This window comes from Salinivibrio sp. IB868 (assembly GCF_001995655.1).
Taxonomy (GTDB): domain Bacteria; phylum Pseudomonadota; class Gammaproteobacteria; order Enterobacterales; family Vibrionaceae; genus Salinivibrio; species Salinivibrio siamensis.
The window spans coordinates 26,665-45,367 of the sequence record NZ_MUEW01000018.1 but is presented as its reverse complement, the minus strand read 5'-3'; the positions used below and the strand labels follow the sequence as shown (position 1 = coordinate 45,367).

13 protein-coding genes, 4 tRNA genes and 2 rRNA genes are annotated in these 18,703 nt (G+C 50.9%); 13 read left to right on the top strand and 6 right to left on the bottom strand.

All coding sequences use genetic code 11. The annotated features are described in order from the left end of the window. The 3 genes from BZG20_RS15210 to BZG20_RS15200 form a co-directional block, all read left to right on the top strand. A 23S ribosomal RNA gene (locus BZG20_RS15210) occupies nucleotides 1-75 on the top strand; the annotation flags it as partial. Between the two features lie 86 nt (nucleotides 76-161). Further along, nucleotides 162-277 (top strand): 5S ribosomal RNA (gene rrf / locus BZG20_RS15205). A gap of 59 nt (nucleotides 278-336) precedes the next feature. Further along, nucleotides 337-413, top strand: a tRNA-Asp gene (locus tag BZG20_RS15200). 181 nt (nucleotides 414-594) lie between these two features. Here the strand turns inward: BZG20_RS15200 and ilvY are convergent. Further along, nucleotides 595-1,458: an HTH-type transcriptional activator IlvY gene (ilvY, locus tag BZG20_RS15195; RefSeq protein ID WP_077579527.1), complete on the bottom strand. Its 864-nt coding sequence runs from the start codon at nucleotides 1,456-1,458 to the stop codon at nucleotides 595-597. A gap of 132 nt (nucleotides 1,459-1,590) precedes the next feature. On the opposite strand from ilvY, the gene ilvC reads away from it, so the two are divergent. After that, nucleotides 1,591-3,075, top strand: a complete 1,485-nt coding sequence (gene ilvC, locus BZG20_RS15190; RefSeq protein ID WP_077579526.1) for a ketol-acid reductoisomerase — start codon at nucleotides 1,591-1,593, stop codon at nucleotides 3,073-3,075. 73 nt (nucleotides 3,076-3,148) lie between these two features. On the opposite strand, the gene BZG20_RS15185 is transcribed toward ilvC, so the two are convergent. The 4 genes from BZG20_RS15185 to BZG20_RS15170 form a co-directional block, all read right to left on the bottom strand. After that, on the bottom strand, nucleotides 3,149-3,415 hold the full coding sequence (locus tag BZG20_RS15185; RefSeq protein ID WP_077579525.1) for an accessory factor UbiK family protein: 267 nt from the start codon (nucleotides 3,413-3,415) through the stop codon (nucleotides 3,149-3,151). A gap of 93 nt (nucleotides 3,416-3,508) precedes the next feature. After that, nucleotides 3,509-6,601, bottom strand: a complete 3,093-nt coding sequence (locus BZG20_RS15180) for a multidrug efflux RND transporter permease subunit (RefSeq protein ID WP_046074486.1) — start codon at nucleotides 6,599-6,601, stop codon at nucleotides 3,509-3,511. Nucleotides 6,602-6,613: 12 nt separating this feature from the next. After that, a complete protein-coding gene (locus BZG20_RS15175; protein ID WP_046074485.1) occupies nucleotides 6,614-7,720 on the bottom strand; it encodes an efflux RND transporter periplasmic adaptor subunit in 1,107 nt (368 codons plus the stop codon). Between the two features lie 21 nt (nucleotides 7,721-7,741). Next, a complete protein-coding gene (locus BZG20_RS15170) occupies nucleotides 7,742-8,302 on the bottom strand; it encodes a TetR/AcrR family transcriptional regulator (RefSeq protein ID WP_077579524.1) in 561 nt (186 codons plus the stop codon). Between the two features lie 167 nt (nucleotides 8,303-8,469). On the opposite strand from BZG20_RS15170, the gene rep reads away from it, so the two are divergent. Continuing rightward, complete coding sequence (gene rep / locus BZG20_RS15165) at nucleotides 8,470-10,491, top strand: DNA helicase Rep (RefSeq protein ID WP_077579523.1); 2,022 nt, start codon at nucleotides 8,470-8,472, stop codon at nucleotides 10,489-10,491. Between the two features lie 46 nt (nucleotides 10,492-10,537). On the opposite strand, the gene BZG20_RS15160 is transcribed toward rep, so the two are convergent. Beyond that, nucleotides 10,538-10,972 (bottom strand): cytochrome c5 family protein, encoded by a 435-nt coding sequence (locus tag BZG20_RS15160; protein ID WP_046074482.1) that lies wholly within the window; start codon nucleotides 10,970-10,972, stop codon nucleotides 10,538-10,540. 323 nt (nucleotides 10,973-11,295) lie between these two features. Between BZG20_RS15160 and BZG20_RS15155 the strand changes: the two genes are divergently transcribed. The 8 genes from BZG20_RS15155 to BZG20_RS15120 all read left to right on the top strand — a co-directional run bounded on the left by BZG20_RS15155 (nucleotide 11,296) and on the right by BZG20_RS15120 (nucleotide 18,637). Beyond that, a tRNA-Arg gene (locus BZG20_RS15155) sits at nucleotides 11,296-11,372 on the top strand. 35 nt (nucleotides 11,373-11,407) lie between these two features. Then, a tRNA-His gene (locus BZG20_RS15150) sits at nucleotides 11,408-11,483 on the top strand. Nucleotides 11,484-11,508: 25 nt separating this feature from the next. Next, nucleotides 11,509-11,585: transfer RNA gene (locus BZG20_RS15145), tRNA-Pro, on the top strand. Nucleotides 11,586-12,379: 794 nt separating this feature from the next. Beyond that, a complete protein-coding gene (locus BZG20_RS15140) occupies nucleotides 12,380-14,098 on the top strand; it encodes an ABC transporter ATP-binding protein (RefSeq protein ID WP_046074481.1) in 1,719 nt (572 codons plus the stop codon). 88 nt (nucleotides 14,099-14,186) lie between these two features. Then, nucleotides 14,187-15,740, top strand: a complete 1,554-nt coding sequence (locus BZG20_RS15135; protein WP_046074480.1) for an ABC transporter substrate-binding protein — start codon at nucleotides 14,187-14,189, stop codon at nucleotides 15,738-15,740. Nucleotides 15,741-15,800: 60 nt separating this feature from the next. Beyond that, on the top strand, nucleotides 15,801-16,778 hold the full coding sequence (locus BZG20_RS15130) for an ABC transporter permease (protein ID WP_046074479.1): 978 nt from the start codon (nucleotides 15,801-15,803) through the stop codon (nucleotides 16,776-16,778). A gap of 3 nt (nucleotides 16,779-16,781) precedes the next feature. Then, a complete protein-coding gene (locus BZG20_RS15125) occupies nucleotides 16,782-17,720 on the top strand; it encodes an ABC transporter permease (RefSeq protein WP_077579522.1) in 939 nt (312 codons plus the stop codon). 122 nt (nucleotides 17,721-17,842) lie between these two features. Further along, complete coding sequence (locus tag BZG20_RS15120) at nucleotides 17,843-18,637, top strand: SPOR domain-containing protein (protein WP_077579521.1); 795 nt, start codon at nucleotides 17,843-17,845, stop codon at nucleotides 18,635-18,637. The last annotated feature ends 66 nt before the right edge of the window (nucleotides 18,638-18,703 follow it).

Here is an 18,703-nt window from a genome sequence, read left to right as displayed (position 1 = left end):
CGTTGATAGGCAGGGTGTGTAAGCGCTGTGAGGCGTTGAGCTAACCTGTACTAATTGCCCGTGAGGCTTAACCATACAACACCCAAGAGGTTTTGGGTTGGACTCGAATAAAGCCAGTTGATTGTGGCGAGAACGAACAGCTTTCTAGATTACCGAATTTGCTTGGCGACCATAGCGCTTTGGACCCACCTGACTCCATGCCGAACTCAGTAGTGAAACGAAGCAGCGCCGATGGTAGTGTGGGGTCTCCCCATGTGAGAGTAGGACATCGCCAGGCTTTGATTACAATTGATTAAAGCAAAGAGATATAAGTCTTTAGTCATACAGAATTGGTGCGGAGTGGTAGTTCAGTTGGTTAGAATACCGGCCTGTCACGCCGGGGGTCGCGGGTTCGAGTCCCGTCCACTCCGCCACTACTTAGAAGCCCTGCTAATTTTAGTAGGGTTTTTTTGTTATTGGCAGGTTCGCCCTGCGGGCGAATGAGTCCCGGTTGCCCGCAACCCCGGCCCTCCGCCACTACTTAGAAACCCTAGCTGAAAAGCTGGGGTTTTTTGCATTTAAGCCCCAGCATCATTGTGTTGGGGCTTTTTGTGTTTATCGCATGACATCGAGTAGGGCGTTGAGTAAAGGCTCTTTAACGCGGGCGGCTTTACAACAAAGGCCCAGTTCGAGAGGTTGCACAATTTCTTGGCGTAATCGCTCAACCTTGTCTTTTACTGGGCTGTTATCAATCACTACATCGGGCGCGACACCAATACCACAGCCCAATGCCACCATACTGACAATCGCCTCATGGCCTGCTATTTGTGCGTAGACGTTTGGCTCGATACCTTTACTGGTCAACCATTGATCAGCGAGTTCGCGCGCTGTCCCTGCTTCGGGCAAGATTAATGGTGTGTGCTGCCAGTCAATGGCTTGTAGGTCAATGCCACTGCTGGCCATTGCCGGTGCGATAACCGACAAACTGACTGTATCAATCGGTTGAAACACCAAGCTGGATGACAAGCGTTTGGGTTTAGCGGCAATGGCAATGTCGGCGCTATTGTCTTGCACCTTCTCTTCTGCTTGGGCGGGATCGCCAGTCAGAAGCTGTAGCTCGATATTTGGGTATTGTTGACGAAACCGCGCGAGGAGCTCAGGTAAATGGCTATAGCTTGCAGTGACCGAACAAAAGAGCGTGAGCTTACCGCCGAGCAAAGAGGCATGTTCATTGATACTGGCTTTAGTGGTGTGCCAAAGCTGAAGAATATCGCGTGCGACGGGAAGCAGCGTTTTACCTGCTGGGGTGAGATCGACCGCTTTATTGGTGCGAATAAACAGCGGCTGACCGATATCTTCTTCAAGACGTTGGATGATTCGGCTCAAGGCTGAGGGGCTGACGTGCATCGCTTGTGCGGCCCGGGTGTAGCTTTTGGTGTCACAGAGATGGAGGAAGCCCGTGAGTTGCTTTGCATTCATGATTTTATTGTTGCTGTAATTGCAATGTTATATTGTGAATATATCACTTTAGGCAATATAGTGGTTAGGGTAGTATCAAAAATACGCGGTGAAAACACACCCAATCACGGATTTGAATCAATGGAGCACCCCATGGCGAACTACTTTAATACCCTGAATTTGCGTCAACAATTGGGACAATTAGGCGTATGCCGATTTATGGATCGTGACGAATTTTCCACCGAGGCCGAATTTCTCAAAGGTAAAAAAGTGGTGATTGTCGGCTGTGGTGCGCAAGGGCTCAACCAAGGCTTAAACATGCGCGACTCGGGTCTTGATGTGGCTTATGCACTGCGACAGGCTGCCATTGATGAAAAGCGTCCTTCTTATCAGAACGCGGCTGAGAATGGATTTGAAGTGGGTAGCTACCAAGATTTGATCCCACAGGCAGACTTGGTGATTAACCTTACACCAGATAAACAGCACTCCAATGTCGTCGAAACCGTGATGCCACTGATGAAAGAGGGCGCCGCGCTCGGTTACTCACATGGTTTTAATATTGTCGAAGTCGGTCAGCGTATCCGTGAAGACATTACTGTGGTTATGGTGGCACCTAAGTGTCCGGGTACCGAGGTGCGTGAAGAATATAAACGCGGCTTTGGTGTGCCGACGCTGATCGCTGTCCATCCAGAAAATGATCCTAAAGGTGAAGGCTTTGAGATTGCGAAAGCGTGGGCAGCTGCAACCGGTGGCCACCGTGCTGGCGTACTTGCCTCTTCATTCGTGGCAGAAGTGAAATCCGATCTGATGGGCGAACAAACCATCCTGTGTGGGATGCTGCAGGCAGGCTCGGTCGTTTGCTATGAGAAAATGATCGCAGAAGGTGTTGAGCCAGGTTATGCGGGTAAACTGATTCAGTATGGTTGGGAAACCATTACGGAAGCGCTAAAGTTCGGTGGCATCACTCACATGATGGATCGCTTATCCAACCCAGCGAAGATCAAAGCTTTCGAGCTATCGGAGTCGCTTAAAGAACTGATGCGCCCCCTCTATAACAAACACATGGATGACATCATCGCTGGCCATTTCTCCGCGACCATGATGGCCGATTGGGAAAACGGCGATAAAGACTTGTTCACATGGCGTGAAGAAACCGCACAGACCGCGTTTGAAAACTATCCCGAGTCGGATGTAAGCATCAATGAGCAGGAGTTCTTTGATAACGGTATTTTGATGGTAGCTATGGTGCGTGCAGGGGTCGAGCTTGCTTTTGAAGTCATGGTGTCATCTGGCATTATCGAAGAATCAGCGTATTACGAGTCATTGCATGAATTGCCTTTGATTGCCAATACTATTGCGCGTAAGCGCTTGTACGAGATGAACGTGGTCATTTCCGATACGGCTGAGTACGGCAACTACTTATTCGCAAACGTGGCGACACCGCTGCTGCGCGAACACTTTATGCCAACAGTGAGCGCAGATGTGATTGGTAAAGGGCTTGGAGAAACCTCTAACCAGGTCGACAACGCCACCTTAATCGAGGTCAATGACCGTATCCGCAACCACCCAATTGAGTATATCGGTGAGGAATTGCGCGGCTATATGACCGATATGAAACAAATTGCGCTCGACAAATAAAAGCGCGGATCGTTTGAGATAACGCGGAAGAGAAGCCTGGCCTGAGGGTCAGGCTTTTTTATATCTGCGTGGGTTATTCTTGGTTATCTGTCGATTGACCCACTTTTGTTTCCATGGCATCCAGCTTGGCTTCGAGTTCGGTGAGCTTTTGACGGGTGCGCAGTAACACCTGGGTTTGTACATCAAACTCCTCACGGCTTACTACATCCAGCTTAGTCAGTTGGCCTTGGATGGCTTGGCGCACACGGCTTTCCATATCCGTGCCTAACTCTTTAACAGGCTGAGGCATGGCGTCGTGAATTTGCTTGGCCATTTGCTCAAGTTTTTTGGGGTCAAACATGGAATACTCCTTTATTAACTGTCTTTATTCTATGTAAATACGCACAGCTTGTCGAAAGGATGATAAAAGAAAAGGGCCCGAAGGCCCTTTGGGTTAGTGTGATGCGCGATAGTCTTCATCGAGCTTATCAAGTTCATCGTCTTCGACAAACACAGGCAGTGGTTTGTGCTTGCTGGCCAGGTAGGTGTAAATCACTGGCAGAACGAATAGCGTGAATAACGTACCGATAGCGAGACCCGCTACGATCACAATCCCGATGCTAAAGCGTTGCTCGGCGCCTGCGCCGGTGGCGAACATTAGCGGGATGAGGCCTGCAATCATCGCGGCAGTGGTCATTAAGATCGGACGCAGACGAATTTTGGCCGCTTCTTTTACCGCGTCCATTCGGCTGGCTTGATGATGCAGTTGCTGCTCTTTAGCCACCTCACAGATCAGAATACCGTGTTTGGTAATCAGACCTATCAAGGTTATCAACCCGACTTGTGAGTAGATGTTCATTGATGACAGCCCCCACGCGAGAGCAATTAAGGCACCACAAATCGCAAGTGGCACAGAGACCAAGATCACCAGTGGGTCGAGCAAGGATTCAAACTGAATCGCCAGTACCAGATAAATGATCGCTAAGGCGAACAAGAAGGTGGCATACAGCGCGCTGCCTTCTGTCACGTATTGGCGAGACTCACCGAGGTAATCGTGCTGATAGCCTTTAGGCAACTCTGCTGCCTTGCTTTCGAACCAATCCACCGCGGTACCCATGGTGACACCGGGCGCAGATACCGCACTGATGGTCGCAGCGTTTAGCTGATTAAAGTGCGGGAGTGAGCGAGGCTCCGCGGTGACTTCAATGTCAATCAGCGAGCCCAGCGGAATGGAATCACCGTTGGCCGCACGAACATAGTAGCTCTCAATGGACTCAGGGTTGAGGCGATATTTACGCTCCACTTGCGGGATCACCTCATATGAGCGGCCATCAAAGTCGATACGGTTGACGTAGCCATCCGCCATCATGGTGCCAATGGTGGCGCCAATATCACGCATCGTCACGCCATATGACCCAGCTTTGTCTTTATCAATGCTGATATTCATGGTGGCCGAATCAAAGTTAAGGTTCAGCTCCGAATAGACGAAGTTCGGGCTAGATTGTACCTCGGACATAATTTCGGCGGTCACTTGATAGAGACTTTCGAAATTATTCGGGGTCGTCACCACAAATTGGATCGGCAAGCCGGAGGAGGCACCGGGCAGTTCTGGCATTTCAAAGGTGGTGACCTTCATACCCGGAATGTCTTTCACTTCGTCAGCCATGCGTTTTACCACTTCGGACTGACTGGCTTCCCGCTCACTCCAAGGCACCAGTGAGGCGATACCAAACGCTTGATTCGATTTCGGCACCCCAGAAAAGACCTGAGAAAAGGCCACTTCTGGTTGTTCGTCGAGCTTTTGGTTCACTTCCGCCATGCTGTTTTGGATGTAATCTAGGTTAGCCGTCGAGGGCGCCGTCCCCATCATGACTACCACGCCTTTATCTTCCGATGGTGCGAGTTCACTGGGGATAAAATTAAATAGCACGGGTAAAGAGGCAAAGACGATGACCGCAAAAGATACCACCACAGGACGGCGTTGCATCACCTTACTAAGAAGATGAGCATACTTGTCGGTCATTCCATCCAAGAAGCGGTGAACGGCAAGTTCAAAGCGACTTGGCTTGGCGTTGGCTTTCAGCATGGTCGAACACATTACCGGTGAGAGTGTTAATGCGACAATCCCGGAGACAAACACTGCCCCAGCAAGCGTTAACGCAAACTCTTTAAACAGCGAGCCGGTGATCCCGCCCATCATGGCGATAGGGGCATACACCGCCGCCAACGTCAGTGTCATGGAGATAACTGGCACGGCAATTTCCCGTGTACCAATAATGGCCGCGCGGAAAGGGGACTCTCCCAGCTTGATATGGCGGTCGATGTTTTCCAATACCACGATCGCATCGTCGACCACCAAGCCGATAGCCAGCACCATCGCCAGCAGGGTCATCAAGTTCAGTGAGAAGCCAATCATTTCCATCACCAGCGCCACACCAATCAGGGATAGCGGAATGGTGATAATAGGGATAATTACCGCGCGGAATGAGCCCAAGAACAGGGTGATCACCACCAACACGATCAGTGCCGCTTCAATGATGGTTTTGATCACCTCATTGATGGACTCATTGATTGCATTAGATGAGTCATACAGCACATTCATCTCGATATTGCTTGGCATGTTGCGCTCAACTTCCGGCAACATATCCATGACGTCAGCGGCAATATTGATGGGGTTAGCCGACGGGGTGGCATTGATCGCGGCGACAACCGCCTCAGAGCCATTGGCCAGTGCACGTACCCGATCATGGCTTTTCTCGAGTGAGACCTTAGCGATGTCTCCGAGGCGTACGACACGACCATCTTGGGTATCCACCACCAAGTTACTCAGCTCTTCAGGGGTGGAGACCTGGGTATCGGCACTGCCGTTATAGATCATAAAGGTACCAATCGCCTGACCGGTGGCCGACTGGTAGTTGTTGGCATCAAGCACGGACATCACGTCGGTGGCCGCCAGCTTAAATGCCGCCATTTTCTCCGGATCGAGCCACACGCGAAGGCCATACTTCACCCCGCCGTAAAGGTCGATTTTGGAAACACCATCCACGGTAAACAGCTGAGGTTTGACCACGCGTTCGAGGTAGTCGGTGATCTGACTGGAGTCGAGCTCGGGTGAGGTAAAACCAACATACATCACCGCGGTGGTCGAACCGGTCGACATCGATACTGACGGATCTTCGGCTTCAGCGGGGAGCTGAGCACGCACCGAGTTTACCTTGGCGAGAATATCGGCCAAGGCGGCATTAGGGTCGGTATTAAGCTTCATATTGACCGTAATGGTCGAAGAACCAAGCACCGACTCTGAGGTCATAAAGTCAATATTATCAGCTTGGGCCACGGCTTGTTCGAGTGGCGTCGTAATGAAGCCCTGAATCAAGTCGGCGCTGGCGCCATAATAGCTGGTTGTGATGGTGACCACGGTATTGGTCATTTCCGGGTATTCCCTGACTTGCATCTTAAATAAAGATTGCAGGCCGAGCAGCGCAATCAGAATACTGATTGACGCGGCTAGCACGGGGCGCCGGATAAAAATATCAGTAAAGCGCATCACATCCTCGTCTTACAATTGAGGTAATTGTTCTGGTGGTGTGAGAGCGTCGTTTTCGACGATTTTCACTTTGGAGCCATTGCTTAACCGCACTTGGCCGGAGGTGACGACCTGATCGCCAGGCTGCAGACCTTCGATAATGCGTGCTTGATGGCCACGACGCTCACCGACTTTGAGCACTTGTTGGAACGCGCGTTTTTCCCCTTCTTCTTCGCGGATCACGTACACACTTTCCCCGTACAAGGTGAAATTAATCGCGGTTTGATCAATCACGATTTGCTCTTCAATGGTAGGTAGAACGATATCGGCACGGGCAAACATCCCTGAGCGCAACTGACCATCGTTATTCGGAATATTCGCTTCCACCTTGATAAGACCACTCTGGCTGTTGACCGCAGGCTCAATGGCACTGATAGAGCCGATGAATTCCTTTTCAGGATACGCATCGACAGTAATGCGCAACGGCTGGCTCAGACGGATTTTAGAAATATCTGTTTGTGGCACGGTAAAGCGCAGCTTCATCACCGAGGTATCCTCGAGGCGAGCAATATCCGTACCTGGCTGCAAGTATTCACCTAAGAAAACATCACGCAGGCCAATCACACCATCGAAGGGTGCTTGGATATTACGACGGGCAATGGTGGCTTTCAGTGCGTTAATGTCAGCTTGTAGCGAACGATAATTGGCCTCGGCTTCATCCAGCGCTTCTTTAGAGATAGAGCCTTTAGCAAACAGTCCTTGGTAGCGTTTAAACTTGGCTTCCGCCGCCGGTAGGCGCGCTTGGGTGCTGGCTAAATTGGCTTTTTCAACGCTCGAGTCGAGCTCGACCAGGTTTTGCCCACGCTCAACGGTTTGGCCAGACTCAAAATTAATCACATCGACGACACCGGCAATTTGGGTGGTTAAGGTGATCCCTTGGTTAGGCTCAACAAAACCAATGGCGTCAAGCGTTGGTGTCCAAGGCTCAGCCTCAACCGTCACCGCGGTGACTGGGTGGGTGGGCTCTGGCATGTTTGCCATATACTCTGCAATCTTTTGCTGCTTGAACAGGTTAAAGCCAATCACACTGCCAAACAGCAGCAGCGCGAGGATAACCATAAAGAAAAACCATTTTTTCATCGAAGTAAGCTCCGAACGTCGTTAGTGAAGAGAAATTGCATCCCAGCAAGCGTGGATCGCATCTGCGATAGCATGACTGTCCAGGGTTATAACACCCCGAACCTGTTTGCGAGCTAAACAAAAAGCGGGTTCGAGTCCCAAGGTGATTAATACCTCATCATCGAGGGGCTTGAGCACGCCTTGTTGCTTACCTTCTTGAAAGACTTGATAAAGGTCGGAGAAGGCATCTCGCTCCCGCTGAGCGTGTAACTGGTCGTCCCGTGGCAGCGCATCAAACTGGTCTCGAGACAATAGCAGATGATCGCGTTGTAGCATCATGGTCCAAGTATTGCGCCATAAGCGTTCAAACTGACGTTTGAGTGTTGGCTCATCCTTGACCCCTTGCTGGATATGGGTCGCACACTGCATCATCAGGTGTGAAGACAGTTGGCGAAGCAAATCATCCTTGTCTTTGAAATAGCGATAAATGGTCCCTGCAGCGACGTGTGCTTGTGTCGCCACTTGTTGCATTGAGACTTTATCGAGCCCGACCGTCGCGATTAATTGCTCGGTCGCGGCAAAGATTTGCGTACGTTTGTCCATAGATAATGCACCAAGCAATGAATGAACGTTCATTCATTTTAGAGGTTTTTTCGCGCAAATGACAAGCATAAAGTGTAGCAAGCAAAATGCACTCTGCTGCGGTGAGATAGACATCAGTTGGATTCGCTCTACAATGCTCATTCAGCCACTGATGAGGTGTTGTCACCATGAAACTTAACCCCGCGCAATCCGATGCCGTACGACATATCTCTGGACCTTGCTTGGTCTTGGCAGGGGCCGGCTCGGGAAAAACACGTGTCATTACCCATAAAATTGCCTATTTGGTTCAGCAATGTGGCTATAAAGCGCGCCATATCGCTGCGGTAACCTTTACCAACAAAGCGGCACGCGAGATGAAAGAGCGGGTAGCACAAAGTTTAGGAAAGCAAGAGTCGCGTGGTTTGATGGTGTCGACCTTTCATACCTTGGGCCTCAATATCATTCGGCGAGAATATAAAACCTTGGGGCTCAAGGCAGGCTTTTCGCTGTTTGATGATCAAGACCAATTAGCTTTGTTAAAAGCCCTGACCGAACAAGAGTTGGATAACGATAAAGATTTGCTCCGTCAGTTAGTGCATACCATTTCCAACTGGAAAAATGCCATGTTGGGGCCGGATGAAGCACTGGCTCAGGCGCAAGGCGAGCGTGAGCAACTGTTTGCCGCCTGTTACGCGCGCTACCAAAAACAAATGCGTGCGTATAACGCGCTGGATTTTGATGATCTCATTTTGATGCCGGTCGCGCTACTTAGCCAAAACCAAGCCGTACGCGAGCGGTGGCAAGCGCGCATTCGTTATTTATTGGTCGATGAATATCAAGATACCAACACCAGTCAATATCAGTTAGTGAAGCTGCTAGTGGGTGAGCGTGCACGTTTCACGGTGGTCGGGGATGACGATCAGTCAATTTACTCGTGGCGAGGGGCTCAGCCGAAAAATCTGGTGTATCTTCAGCAAGACTTTCCGCGTTTGCACGTGGTGAAGTTGGAGCAAAATTACCGCTCAACCAGTCGCATCCTCCGCGCGGCCAACATCTTGATTGCCAATAATCCCCATGTATTCGAAAAGACCTTATTTTCTGCTTTACCTGATGGCGACATGCTCAAAGTATTGACGGCCAATAATGAAGAACATGAGGCGGAGCGCGTGGTCGGCGAGCTGATAGGCCATCGTTTTCTCGGACGTACCCAATACAAAGATTACGCCATCCTATATCGCGGAAACCACCAATCGCGTTTAATCGAAAAAGCGCTGATGCAAAACCGCATTCCTTACAAGATCTCGGGTGGGACGTCGTTTTTCTCACGTGCAGAAATCAAAGATATCATGGCCTATCTGCGCCTGCTCACGAACCCCGATGATGACAACGCGTTCTTGCGAGTCGTTAACACGCCACGACGTGAGATTGGCCCTGTGACGTTAGAGAAACTCGGCAGTTATGCCAACCAACGCGGAAAGAGCTTGTTTGCGGCAAGCTTCGAGCTCGGGCTTAGTCAACATTTATCGGGACGTGGTTTGGCGTCGCTACAAGCGTTTACCCGCTGGGTGGTAGAATTATCCGATCAAGCCGAGCGAGGCGATACCGTGGCGGCGGTGAGGGCGCTTTTGCGTGACATTCACTACGAAGAGTGGCTGTACGAAACGTCTTCAAGCCCTAAAGTGGCTGAAATGCGGATGAAAAACGTCTCACAGCTTTATAGTTGGATTGTCGCCGACTTAGAAGGTGATAACCCCGATCAGGTCGAACGCAGCTTAAGAGAGGTGGTTCAGCGCCTTACACTACGTGACATGATGGAGCGGGGGGAAGACGATGATGACGCAGACCAAGTCCAGTTGATGACCTTGCATGCCTCCAAAGGGCTCGAATTTCCTTATGTCTACCTGATTGGCATGGAAGAAGGTTTATTGCCGCATCAGTCGAGCATTGATGAAGACAATATCGATGAAGAGCGGCGTTTGGCTTATGTCGGACTGACCCGTGCGCAAAAGGCGCTGACCTTTGTAGTGTGTCGAGAACGGCGTCAATTTGGTGAAGTGATTAAACCTCAGCAAAGCCGCTTCCTGGAAGAGCTTCCTTTTGACGATGTGGAGTGGGAGTCGCAAAGAAAGCCTGTTTCACAAGAAGAGCGGATGGAGAAAGGGCAAGCCGCGATCGCCAACCTAAAAGCCATGCTGGATAAAAACAAATAACGCCGCAAGGGCGGCGTTATTGTCACACTGGCAATGCGCGGCGGTATTAAAGTGCGTCGAGCATGTGCTCGATGGCCGCCACAATCTCATCATCCGAGCAATCCATACACGTCCCTTTGGCAGGCATCGCATTAAAGCCGTTGATAGCGTGCGTGGTCAGCGTTTCCATGCCTTTATCGACACGTGGCCCCCAAGCGGCGGCATCGCCTGTTTTGGGCGCGCCGGCTGCGCCTGTGCCGTGACACGCGGTGCAGTAGGTGTTGTAGACCTGCTCGCCGCTGCGTGGGCCACTCGGCTCTGCGGCGGCGGTTTGCGTTGGCGCTTCGCCGTCAATATACACATCACCAACCGGGGCAATGCGTTCAGCAATAGCGGCTTTTTCTTGCTCAGACACTTCTAGCGCTTGCGCAGCAGAAGCAAATAACAGGGCCGCCACGGTGGCAACCATAATTTGACCTAGACTTTTTCCCTTTGCGCTCACAATGACACTCCCACATTACTGGTGGCTTAACGCCTTTTTTATCTTATTTGCCGCCAACCTAAGGGGGTGAATCAATCAAGGGTGATTCGGTTGCGGCCTGTCAGTCTCGTCTTAACGGATTTGCCAACGTTGCTGGGTTAACTCCGTGTAAAGATTAGGTGATTATAGCGCTTTAGATTGTTACGTTAAACCGTTATAGTAGAGACCTTACTGACGATTTCTACGCAATTTGTTGAAAAAGAGACCAGTCAGTAAAAAAATTAAAAAAAGTGCTAGACGGCTGGTGGTGATATCCGTAATATTCGTCACCGCCAACGGGGCAAGCGCCCGTAGCTCAGTTGGATAGAGTGTTGGCCTCCGAAGCCAAAGGTCACAGGTTCAAATCCTGTCGGGCGCGCCATTCCGGGGATAAAGGAAATTGGCAAAAAATCAGTGGTGGCTGTAGCTCAGTTGGTAGAGCCCTGGATTGTGATTCCAGTTGTCGCGGGTTCAAGTCCCGTCAGCCACCCCATTATTTTCGCTAACAGCGAATATGTCGGTGAATAGCGCAGTTTGGTAGCGCATCTGGTTTGGGACCAGAGGGTCGGGGGTTCGAATCCCTCTTCACCGACCACTATTACAAACCCTAGCCTAACGGCTGGGGTTTTTTTGTTTATGCCTGTTCGTTGGAGAGCGAGGGTCGGGGGCCGGAAGCCGGCCCAACGGAAGCCCGGTCGCGCGGTAGGCCGCCCCATCGAATCCCTCTTCACCGACCACTATTACAAACCCTAGCCTAATGGCTGGGTTTTTTTTGTTTGGCCCTCCTCCCTATGACCATGTCTTTACTCCTCAAGCTTCCCTGTTATGGGACGGCTTTATATCGCTTTGCGAGTACGTGTTGATGATTCTTTTCTCTACGTGGCGACGTTGAGAGAGGATAAAATGCAGAAATTAGAACTCTATCAAGATTCTGATAGATAAAAAGTCACCAATCAGCAATAAAAACCACACCTTTTGATGTGACTGCTATACCTATCATTGTGTGGTTCAAAAAACTGCCTTTCATTTATTAAGTAATCWATTAACTCGACAAACGCGTTTTTTTTGGTACTTATCGCTGTCATTGTTTACACGCTGTTAAATAACTTTGCTTTATTCTATGCGCGATTTGCTTTAAAACAGGGGAAAGCGTAATACCTTATATCTTTATGATATGAAGTGTATTTTTTGTTTGACGCTTGGGTACACAATCGTAGCCAAGTGAATGAATATTCGAGCCGACTGTGTCATTATGGCATTTTCTGCTGTGATGTTGATTTTTTGTGAAATGTTTGCCAGATTAAATCCGCATCTCTCCGAGGCAAGATCATATCACCTTGTTTTGGTAAGGAAGTCGATCGTCACCTAAGACGATATCAAGGATGAAAAATGTCACTGCTAGAAGTAAATAATCTACGAATAGAGTACCCGTCTCGCCATGGCGTTCACGCCGCCGTGACGTCATTGTCATTAACGATTGAGCGCGGTGAGATTGTTGGCGTGGTGGGTGAGTCTGGGGCGGGCAAGTCCACGGTCGGTAATGCCGTGATTGATTTGCTCAGTCCGCCGGGTCGCATTGCCAGTGGCGATGTGTATCTGGACGGTAAAAAAATCTCCGGGCTAACCCCCAACGAAATGCGCAAAGTGCGCGGTGATAAAATTGGGTTTATCTTTCAAGACCCGATGACCTCCCTGAATCCGCTGTTTACGGTCGAGCAGCAGCTTACCGAAACCATTTTGACCAACTTGAATGTGACGCAGCAACAGGCCTATCAGCGCGCGCTTAATTTAATGGAGCAGGTGGGGATCCCTGAGCCAGAGCTGCGCATCAAACAATACCCCCATCAGTTTTCCGGCGGGATGCGTCAGCGCGTGGTGATTGCGGTTGCGCTGGCCGGGGAGCCGGATCTCATCATTGCCGATGAGCCGACCACGGCGTTGGATGTGTCCATCCAAGATCAAATCCTTAACCTCATCCGCGACTTATGCCAAAAGAAAAATGTTGGCTGTATGCTGGTCACCCATGATATGGGCGTGGTCGCCAATGTGACCGACCGTGTCGCGGTGATGTATCGTGGTGATTTGGTGGAGCTAGGCACCACCCAGCAGGTGTTAGGTGAGCCTCAGCATCCTTACACGCAAAGTCTCATTTCAGCGGTGCCACGCTCTGATATCAAGCTGGACCGCTTTCCGCTGGTCAATTATATCGAGGAAGCCGGTGAAACCCTTGAGCTTGATGTCAAGAATCACTGGCTGGGGCAAAGCCAAGATCAGCGCGCTTACAGCGGTCCGCTACTGCAGGTGAAAGATGTGTCCTTGCGCTTTATTACTAAGGATTCTCTCTTTGCGAGCCGCCGCGAATACGTCCAAGCCTCTGATCATGTCAGCTTTGACGTGGTTGAGGGGGAAACCTTTGGTCTTGTCGGTGAGTCGGGCTCAGGAAAGTCGACCATTGCGCGCGCGATCACCGGGCTTTATCCGCCCAACACGGGGCAAATCATTTTTGAAGATATCGATCTGACTGCGATTAAAAACGAACGCGCCCGACGTCCTATCCGTCGCCAAATGCAAATGGTGTTTCAAAACCCGTATTCATCCATGAACCCACGGATGAAGATATACGACATTATCGCTGAGCCCATTCGTTTTCACCGTTTGGCCGAAAGCGAGTCTCAAATCCGCCAAATCGTCGGCGACTTGCTTGATCACGTTGGCCTGGGTCGCGGCGCAGGGATTAAATATCCGCACGAGTTCTCTGGGGGGCAACGCCAGCGTATTTCGATTGCTCGCGCATTGGCGACGCGTCCGCGTTTACTGATTTGCGATGAGCCGACATCCGCGTTGGATGTGTCAGTACAAGCGCAAATTTTGAACCTGCTCAAAGATCTGCAGGACGAGCTCAATCTCACCATGTTGTTTATCAGTCACGATTTGCCGGTGATTCGCCAAATGTGTGACCGCATTGGTGTGATGCGCAAAGGCCAGCTGTTAGAAGTGGCACCGACAGAGCAACTGTTTACTAACCCACAACACGAATATAGCCGTCAGCTTATCTCATTGATGCCAGAGTTTAAGGGAATGAGCACGGAAGGTTTGCAACCGGCATAGCACGCTATGTCGACGCGGCATTGCGCCGCACCTCATCCATGATGCAAACACAGCAGGGGGCAACCCCTACGCATAAAGGAGCTATGCAATGAAAACAATGAAGAGCAAGATTGCCGTGGCGCTTATGGCCGCCGGCCTGAGCGTTAGTGCCGCGGCTGCAGATATCACCGTCGCGTATGATGCGGATCCGGTTTCACTGGACCCTCATGAGCAGCTTTCCGGTGGTACGCTACAGCTATCACACATGGTCTTCGACCCCTTGGTCCGCTTTACCCAAGAGATGGACTTTGAGCCTCGCCTCGCCACGTCTTGGGAGCGTATCGATAATGAAACCGTGCGTTTCAATCTTCGCGAAGGCGTGACGTTCCATTCCGGAAACGCGTTTACTGCCGACGATGTGGTGTGGACCTTTGATCGTTTGAAATCATCCCCCGACTTTAAAGGGATTTTCACCCCAATCGTTGATATCAAAAAAGTCGACGAGCACACGGTGGATGTGGTGACGGACGGTACCTACCCGCTGGTAGAAAACGTCATGACCTACGTGTTCCCGATGGACAGCAAGTTCTACAGTGGTGAGACAGAAGACGGCCGTGATAAATCTGAGCTGAAGAAAAATGGCTCAACCTATGCGTCGACACACCTGTCAGGCACCGGGCCGTATGTGGTTGACGAACGTGAACAAGGCGTGGTTGTCGAGTTTGACCGTAATGAGAATTACTGGGACAAAGACAGCGAAGGCAATGTGGATAACATCACGCTGCGTCCGATCAAAGAAGATGCCACCCGCGTCGCGGCGCTGCTGTCTGGTGATGTCGACATGATTGCGCCTGTTTCTCCTAACGACTATCGCCGTATCGAACGTGCCGACGAGCTGCAATTGGTGACCATGCCAGGGACGCGGGTCATCACCTTCCAAATGAACCAGAGTGTGGTGGATGAGTTTAAAGATCCACGTGTTCGCCAAGCGGTGGCTTATGCGGTCAACAACGAAGGTATCGCGCAGAAGATCATGAAAGGGGCGGCCACGCCCGCGAGCCAGCAAAGCCCAGTCGGGTATGCAGGCTATAATCCTGATCTCGAGCCACGTTATGACCTGGCGAAAGCGAAAAAACTGATGGAAGAGGCCGGTTACCCAGATGGTTTCTCAATCACCATGATTGCCCCTAACAACCGTTACGTGAACGATGAAAAAATCGCTCAAGCGGTGGCGGCAATGATGGCGAAAATTGGTATCAAGGTTGACTTGCAAACCATGCCAAAAGCGCAGTACTGGCCTGAGTTTGATAAGTGCGAAGCGGGCATGCAGATGATCGGTTGGCACCCAGATACAGAAGATTCTGCCAACTTCACCGAGTTCCTCACCATGACACGTGATGCGGACACCGGTAAGGGTCAGTATAACTGTGGCCACTACTCGAACAGCGAAGTGGATAAGCTGGTGATGGAAGCCAACTCAGAAACGGATCTGGAAAAGCGTAGTGCGATGCTGCAAAAGGTCGAGAAGATCCTGTATGACGAAGCGGCCTTCTTACCTCTGCACTGGCAAGATCCATCATGGGCAGCCAAAAATAACGTTAACATCGAGCCGATCGTTAACGGTATGAACTTCCCTTACTTCGGCGATCTAGTGGTCGAGTAATGGACTAAAACAGGGCCCCAACCGCTGGGGCCCTGATTATCCAATCGCTTAGAGGCACACATGGTAACGTTTTTAGTCAAACGTCTGGTACAGGCACTGATTGTGATGTTTGTCATCAGTCTGGTGGCGTTTGCTATCCAAGACAACCTCGGCGACCCCTTGCGGGAGCTGGTGGGGCAATCAGTATCAGAAGCGGAGCGTGATGCGCTGCGTGATGAAATGGGGCTTAACGATCCCTTCTTAACCAAATATACCCGCTTTGTAGGCAAGGCCCTACAAGGGGATTTAGGCAATTCTTATTTCTTTAAGCGTCCAGTCGTGGACGTCATTTTAGATAAATTGGTGGCAACGCTAGAACTCGTGGCGGGGGCGGCACTGATCATTGTCGTGGTGTCGATTCCACTCGGGGTGTACTCGGCGATTCACCCCAATAGCATGCTCACCAAGATAATCATGGGCTTTAGTATCGTGGGTATCTCGATACCTGTCTTCTTGACCGCGATTATGCTCATGTATGTCTTCTCGATTGAGTTGGGCTGGCTGCCTTCTTATGGGCGTGGAGAAACGGCCAATTGGCTTGGCTGGGAGTCCGGCTTTTTCACCCTGGATGGCTTAGCACATTTGGTGCTGCCCTCCGTGTCGCTGGCATCCATCATGCTACCTTTGTTCATTCGCTTGGTGCGCTCTGAAATGCTGGAAGCCTTGGGAACCGAGTATGTGAAATTTGCACGTGCTAAAGGGTTGCCCGAAAACAAGGTTTATTATCAGCATGCGCTGAAGAACACCATGCTGCCGGTGGTAACGGTTGGTGGTGTGCAAATCGGTACTATGATTGCGTATACCATTTTGACCGAGACCGTCTTTCAGTGGCCGGGGACGGGCTTTTTGTTCCTTGAAGCGATTAACCGTGTAGATACGCCGTTGATTACCGCTTACGTGATTTTCGTCGGGCTGATCTTTGTGGTGACCAACACTATTGTCGATCTGCTGTATGGCTTGATTAACCCAACGGTTAACTTAACCGGCAAGGAGGCGTAAGCGATGACACAAGCGAATACAACACCAAGTCGTTGGCAGCGCTTCTTGGACTCTGACTTCTTCTACCACTTTAAGCGTGACAAGGTGGCGATCGCTAGCTTCACCATTTTCATGGTGTTCTTATTGCTCGCGGTCTTTGCGCCCTTAGTGTCCCCAACCAATCCCTATGATTTAATGGCGATTGATATTATGGACTCTGAGCTCCCCCCTGTCTGGATGGAGTGGAGCGATCCGCGCTTTTTGCTCGGCACGGATAACCAAGGGCGAGATATTTTGTCGACCATTATTTATGGTTTGCGGATCTCTTTGACCATAGGTTTGTGTGCCGTCGGCCTGCAGTTGATTCTGGGGACGGTGATTGGTCTGAGTGCCGGCTATTTTGGTGGCCGCATTGATAGCTTTTTTATGCGTATCGCCGATATCCAGCTGTCTTTCTCGACCATGATGGTCGCTATTATTGTCTCAGCGATTTTTAAAGCCAGCTTTGGCAGTGAGTTTTATAGCCAATACGCGATTTTAATGCTGGTGGTGATTATCGGGATTGCCGAGTGGCCACAGTATGCGCGGACCATTCGTGCCTCTGTCCTGGCAGAAAAGAAAAAAGAATATGTGGAAGCAGCGCGAGTGATGGGTTTCCGCTCGCCACGGATCATGTTCCGTCATATTCTTCCCAACTGCTTGTCGCCCATCTTGGTGATTTCAACCGTGCAGGTTGCCAATGCGATTATGTCTGAGGCGGCACTGTCTTTCTTGGGGCTGGGGATGCCTGTCGATCAGCCATCACTAGGCTCATTGATCAGCATCGGTTTTAATTATATTTTCTCCGGCGCGTGGTGGATAACCGCCTTCCCAGGTATTGTGCTGGTCTTACTGGTGCTAGTGATCAATTTGCTCGGCGATTGGCTACGAGATGTTTTCAATCCCAAAATCTACAAAGGGTAAGGAAAATGGCTGCGTTCGCAGCCATTTTTTTGATGGCTGTCTGACAGCTTGGTGATCCCTTGCTTGAGTCAATGTGTGACTTTGCTTAAGCTGAGCAGATTAGATTATCAAGGGAGCGACTCATGGGGCGGTGGCGAGGTTTGGCTGTCAGTGTGGTAGCAGTGTGGGCAATTAGTGCGCCAGTGCGCGCAGAACAGAACCCTTGCGCCATTATCGACCGCCAACAAGGCTGGCCAATCATTGGCGAGACATGTGATATCGGACAAGGGTTGTGGGGCAATCAATCTCCGGATCCGCAGAGCACGGCGTTTTGGGTGCAATGCGGCGCCACGCAAGGCGTGCCATCACGCCAATTCTATCAGTCTCTGCGTCAAGGCTTACCGGACTTGCCGTTTCAAGTGCAGGTGCGTGAGGGCCGAGGACGTTGCTTAATTGGTCCGTATCCTAACCTAGACGTGGCTCAGTTGGTGCTAAAACGGGTTCGTCAATTTGGGCCAACCAAGCAGGCGGTATTAAGACAAACCCGTCAGCCATTGTCGCAACCGGCCGTGATCCGCTTACCGCCGCTGTCTCAAACCCAATCGACCTCGGGAGCTGAAAAGTCGGCGCCGATGGAAACGGCGATTACCTTGAGCCATTTTGGCTTACCAGAGCCAGAAGCTGGCGATAAGCAATACACCGAAAAATCCATGAGTTGGTTGCGTGTCCCTTATGCGCAGGCGGCACCCCGCTGTCAACGTGAAGGGATGGTGTTGGCCTCCCAGCAGGAATTGGTGCAAGTGGCGCAGGCGACAGATCAGCTCCCCATGCGCTTACCGTACTGGGTACAAGGCGCCAAGGGCGTAGATGCTCGAAGTGGCAAAGTGGTGACACGTAACGCCGATGCGGCGCTCAATGTCTTGTGTAAAAAGCGGTAGTCGCTATCCGCAATAATAAGACGCCCCGCAGTGCGGGGCGTTTTTTCTCATTCGAAGGCAATTGAC